7 protein-coding genes are annotated in these 3,023 nt (G+C 65.2%); 4 read left to right on the top strand and 3 right to left on the bottom strand.

The window, feature by feature from the left end; genetic code table 11:
• Window positions 1–152: 152 nt before the first annotated feature.
• Window positions 153–398: a hypothetical protein gene (locus tag PQI23_RS13895; protein ID WP_339975546.1), complete on the top strand. Its 246-nt coding sequence runs from the start codon at window positions 153–155 to the stop codon at window positions 396–398.
• 145 nt (window positions 399–543) lie between these two features.
• The gene (locus tag PQI23_RS13890; protein WP_339975544.1) at window positions 544–1,008 is read left to right on the top strand and encodes a hypothetical protein; all 465 of its coding nucleotides are present in this window, start codon (window positions 544–546) and stop codon (window positions 1,006–1,008) included.
• A gap of 71 nt (window positions 1,009–1,079) precedes the next feature.
• Here PQI23_RS13890 and PQI23_RS13885 read toward each other — a convergent pair whose 3' ends face one another.
• Entirely contained in the window at window positions 1,080–1,340 is a 261-nt protein-coding gene (locus tag PQI23_RS13885) for a hypothetical protein (RefSeq protein ID WP_339975542.1), read from the bottom strand.
• Window positions 1,341–1,426: 86 nt separating this feature from the next.
• Between PQI23_RS13885 and PQI23_RS13880 the strand changes: the two genes are divergently transcribed.
• Window positions 1,427–1,549, top strand: coding sequence for a hypothetical protein (locus tag PQI23_RS13880; RefSeq protein ID WP_339975540.1), 123 nt, complete (start codon window positions 1,427–1,429; stop codon window positions 1,547–1,549).
• Between the two features lie 99 nt (window positions 1,550–1,648).
• Here PQI23_RS13880 and PQI23_RS13875 read toward each other — a convergent pair whose 3' ends face one another.
• Window positions 1,649–1,807, bottom strand: a complete 159-nt coding sequence (locus PQI23_RS13875) for a hypothetical protein (protein WP_155819046.1) — start codon at window positions 1,805–1,807, stop codon at window positions 1,649–1,651.
• Window positions 1,808–1,834: 27 nt separating this feature from the next.
• Here PQI23_RS13875 and PQI23_RS13870 point away from each other — a divergent pair, with 27 nt between their 5' ends.
• A complete protein-coding gene (locus PQI23_RS13870) occupies window positions 1,835–2,425 on the top strand; it encodes a hypothetical protein (RefSeq protein WP_339975538.1) in 591 nt (196 codons plus the stop codon).
• A 4-nt stretch (window positions 2,426–2,429) separates the two neighbouring features.
• Here the strand turns inward: PQI23_RS13870 and PQI23_RS13865 are convergent, their stop codons facing one another.
• Window positions 2,430–2,819 (bottom strand): hypothetical protein, encoded by a 390-nt coding sequence (locus PQI23_RS13865; RefSeq protein WP_339975536.1) that lies wholly within the window; start codon window positions 2,817–2,819, stop codon window positions 2,430–2,432.
• Window positions 2,820–3,023 lie beyond the last annotated feature (204 nt).

Raw genomic sequence — 3,023 nt, 5'->3', positions numbered from 1 at the left:
ACGCGAAGACCGGGAACGGGTCGCAGCCGGCCTACGGGCAGACCGCGGGCGGCGGGTACGCGCAGGACAACCCGTGGACGCAGCAGAACAACGAGCAGCCGTCATTCGGCGGCGGCTTCGACGACGAACAGCCCTTCTAGGAGGCGAACAGCATGGCTATCAGAGAGCAGATCACGATCGACATCGCATCGGTCGAAGTCAGCGACGAGCTGCGCGTCGAACTCCGCCAGGAGAAGAAGCGCACCCCGTACACCGCGCAGCAGGCGCGCGACCTCGCGCTCGAACTCATCGAGGCAGCCGAGAAGGTCGACGAGCTCATTGCCGAAGACATGAAAGCCCGCGGCGTCCGCCTCGAGCACGGCCTCATCGTCAGCGAGCACGGGGAGGTCGTGCTGTGAGCACCGCGACGACCCGGACCTGCATGCAAGCCCCCGTCGGCCGCGGCGCCTACTGCGGGCGCCCCGGCGCGACCATTGTCGCCGCGAACGCGGCGACATGCACGAACTGCAAGGCCGCACTCCGCGCCGACGAGAGGACTGCACGATGACGACCTACGCGTCCAAGACCGATGTCACGAGCGACCGTTCGCGCGGCGAGATCGAGAAGACCCTCGGCCGCTACGGCGCAACGCACTTCGCTTACATGACCGAGCCCGGTGCCGCGCGCATCGCGTTCCAGGCCGGCGGCCGTCAGGTGCGGTTCACGATCCCGCTGCCCGACCCGGAGGCGCGCGAATTCACGCACCACTCGCGCGGCATGCGCACCGCGTCAGCACGAGAGACCGCGTACGAACAGGCGACCAGGCAGAAGTGGCGGGCACTCGCGCTCGTCGTGAAGGCGAAACTCGAGGCGATCGAGTCGGGCATCGCGACGTTCGAGCAGGAGTTCTACGCGCACACGGTGCTCCCGTCGGGTCGCACGGTGTTCGAGGAGACCGGGGAGCAGGTCGCCGAAGTGATCGCGACGCAGATTCCCGGCCGGCTCATGCTCGACGGAGGTGCAGCGTGATCACCTACTCAGACACGAAAAAGCGCCTCCCCCGACCCAAAGGACGAGAGAGGCGCAAGCCGCAGACGGTTCTACCGTGTGCGCCAGTCGATGGAGGTGCCGTAATATCCGTCGACCTCCTTGCAGAGGTACCGCACCTTGACCGAAATCGGCTTCTGCCGCTTAATCGACGCCACCTTCTTAGCGGTCTTGATTTGGCAAGTCGCCTTGGAACCCCAAATCGGACTCCAGCTATGGCCAGCAGCGTAAGCCGGGCTCGCGGCGAGCACCCCACCGAGCACGAGCGCGGCAGTGGCACCGGTGGCGGTGAGTTTCCTGCGGATAGACATCATTGTTTCCCCTCGTTGAAGACATCCGTTGAATTCCACCGTAGTGCGGGCGGCACAGGGCTGTCTATTCCATCGCTAGACGGTGCAGCGTGACGACCGCGGTCGATGTCTTCGCCGGCGTTGGGTGGGGTGTCACGATACTCGCCGCGCTGCTCGCCCCGCCCGCCGAGAGCGACGCGTGGGACAGCGTCTTCGCGGAAGTCGCCGCATGACCGCATCTCCAGCTCTCACCGGTGCCGACCTCGACGCCCTCGCCCGCATGGGGCTCCCCCGAACATCACTCGACCTCCCGAAGGAGCGGAGGTCGGCAGCTATCGAAGTCGGCCGTGCTCCCGCTGCTCATCCGAGTGAGCACGAAGAGCAGAAAGAACACCGGCGCGAATGACAGCCCACAGCAGCAGCCAGAACAGCACGAAGCCGACGATCCCGGCGGCGATGTAGATGAAGAACAAGAGCTGCGCATTTTCCATGCGCACAGACTACCGAGAGGCGACACCATGACGAACCAGAAGACCCCCGTGCAGGGTGGCGTACCCGAGGAACAGATTGAGGCGGCTGCACGTGCTCTCGCGTGCCTCGAGCCGGGCGCAGACTGGCCTACGAACGGCGAGCTCGGCGGGTCGCCGACGGGCACGCGCGACGACGAGTACCGGGACGGCATGCGCAATCAAGCACTGGCCGCTATGGAAGCTGCCACGGCGGTGTCAGCGTCGGCGTCCGCCGATCCAGCGGGCGAGCACCACGATGCCGAGGAGCGCGAGGCCGAGTCCGAGGATCATGCGGCAACGGCAACGGCAACAGGCGACCGCGAGAAGCTCATCGCAGAGGCCCGCCGCTGGCCGCGGGCGCAGGGCGTAGAGCCGTCACGTCCGCCCGTCGAACTGATCAACGACCTTGCCGACGCTCTCGCCGCCCCGGTCGAGGTCGACGCCGCGAAGCTCGCCGAGGTGATAGATGCTCACGCGCACCGGTTCTACCAGGCGGTTGCATTTGGGGGCTGCTACTGCGGGTGGGGCGGCTCGCATGTAAAGCACGCGGAGCACGCAGCCGGAGCCGTGGCCGAGTGGCTGCGAGGTGAGGGGCAATGAGACTTCAGCCGACCCTCACTTGTTGGTACCGCGCGGGAGCCTCGGGAAGTTCCTCGGCAGTGATCGACGGTTTTGCGCTTTTCATCATCCGCCTCATCTCGATGGTCGCCAGATTCGCACGTGCTGCTTCATTGGAGACGCTCGTAGACGCCCACTCGATGATCACTCGACGCAGTGTCGCGTATTCATATGCGGCCCACTCAGCGTCACTGATGAAGCGAAGCTGGTACGCAACCTCGCGTATCTGCCGAGCAGTAATGCGGTCTTGCCCGTGGGACCGAGCGATGAGCATTTCCAAGCCGATGTCAAGTTCCGTTCCGTCGGGCTCCGTGCCTGTATTGAATCGCTCCCACTCATCTCGGAAGCGAATGTACTCCTTCGCCGTTCGAGTCATGGCGATACTCAACGTTTCCGTCGCACCGACAAGTCGTGAGCGATATCGGTCCCCCTGCTCACCTCGAAACACGAGCCACGCTACGAACCCGGCAAGGCCCGCGCCAAGCGCCGTCCCGAGAGCAGACTGAAGCGCCCTGGGTCTGATGGAGACTCGCGCTATTTGATTCCGACCAGCTGTTCGCGGTCGGCTTGGACAGCATAG

Source organism: Leucobacter sp. USCH14 (assembly GCF_037619215.1).
In the GTDB taxonomy this organism is placed as follows: Bacteria; Actinomycetota; Actinomycetes; order Actinomycetales; family Microbacteriaceae; genus Leucobacter.
Note: the sequence above shows the minus strand (reverse complement) of the source record. Positions and strands in the feature narration are given on the sequence as shown.